The sequence below is a fragment of the Nonomuraea harbinensis genome (genome assembly GCF_019396385.1).
GTDB lineage: Bacteria > Actinomycetota > Actinomycetes > Streptosporangiales > Streptosporangiaceae > Nonomuraea > Nonomuraea ferruginea.
The window spans coordinates 1-1,402 of sequence record NZ_JAHKRN010000120.1 but is presented as its reverse complement, the minus strand read 5'-3'; the positions used below and the strand labels follow the sequence as shown (position 1 = coordinate 1,402).

General features: G+C 63.4%; 1 protein-coding gene. It reads left to right on the top strand.

Annotated elements, in window-relative coordinates; all coding sequences use genetic code 11:
- Nucleotides 1-93 precede the first annotated feature (93 nt).
- Nucleotides 94-1,194: a reverse transcriptase domain-containing protein gene (locus tag KME79_RS44260; protein WP_219552663.1), complete on the top strand. Its 1,101-nt coding sequence runs from the start codon at nucleotides 94-96 to the stop codon at nucleotides 1,192-1,194.
- Nucleotides 1,195-1,402 lie beyond the last annotated feature (208 nt).

Here is a 1,402-nt window from a genome sequence, read left to right as displayed (position 1 = left end):
TGACGGCCCGCACGACTTCGGCCCGCAACTCGGGCGGATATATCCTCGGCTTCTTCGCCACGTGCTTCCTTCCCGGACTGTCTCTGACCCTACTTGGGTCCGAGTCCGGAAGGTTCGGGGCACCTCAAACCGATTTTCGAGGCGGATTTCCGTCCGTGCTCCTACGGTTTCCGACCGAACCGGCGTGCGCACGACGCGATCGCCGAGATCCATCATCTGGCCACCGCCGGTTACCGGTGGGTGCTGGATGCGGATATCGAGGCGTGCTTCGATCGGATCGACCACACGGCCCTGATGGACCGGGTGCGCCGACGGGTCAAGGACAAGCGCGTGCTCGCCCTGGTGAAGACGTTCCTCAAAGCCGGGATCATGACCGAGCTCGGCCAGCGGAACGAGACCACCTCCGGCACGCCACAAGGCGGCATCCTCTCACCCTTGCTGGCCAACATCGCCTTGTCGGTGCTGGACGACTTCTTCGTCGAGCAGTGGGCAGCGGCGGGCGACAGTCAGCAGCGCAGGAACAGACGCGCCCAGGGGCTGGCGACCTGGCAGCTCGTCCGCTACGTGGATGACTTCCTGATCCTGGTCCACGGCACCGCCGAGCACGTCGAACAACTGCGTCACCAGGTGAGTGAGGTCCTGGCACCGATGGGTCTTCGCCTGTCGGAGAGCAAGACCAGGATCGTTCACCTTGCCGACGGGGTCGACTTCCTCGGGTTCCACATCATCTGGCGCCGCAAGCGAGGAACGAACAAGTGGCACGTCTACACGTTTATCGCCGACAAGCCGGTCCAGGCGCTGAAACGGAAGATCAAGTCGCTGACCCGCAGATTGTCACATCTGAGCTACAGGGAAACGCTGGTACGCATCAACTACATCCAGCGGGGATGGGCTAACTACTTCAAGCACGCGGTCGCCAAGCACACCTTCTCCCACCTGCAGAACTTCATCTGGTGGCGAGTGATCAACTGGGTGATGCAGCGCAACCGCATGACATGGAGAGCCATCCAGCGATGGCTGCGCACCCCACGGGGATGGCAACCCATCGCCTTCGACGGGGTCGAACTGTTCAAGATCGCATCGGTTCCGGTGACTCGCTATCGCTATCGAGGAACCAAGATTCCGTCACCCTGGCCGACAGCCCTGACCACACCCGCCCAACGGCATGATCTCGTGGAGAGCCCGGTGCGGTGAGAGTCGCACGCCGGGTTCGGCGGGCGGGTCCGGGAAACGGACCTGGAGCAATCCAGGCACCGCGCCCGGACTCGACCCAACACCTACGGCACGATGTCCCTGCACCGGCGCCTGGTACGCGACTACGAACACGATCAGGCCAGCTCCGAGTCACGGGTGTACTGGGCGATGACCGACGTGATGAGCCGCCGGCTGACCGGCCCTTCCA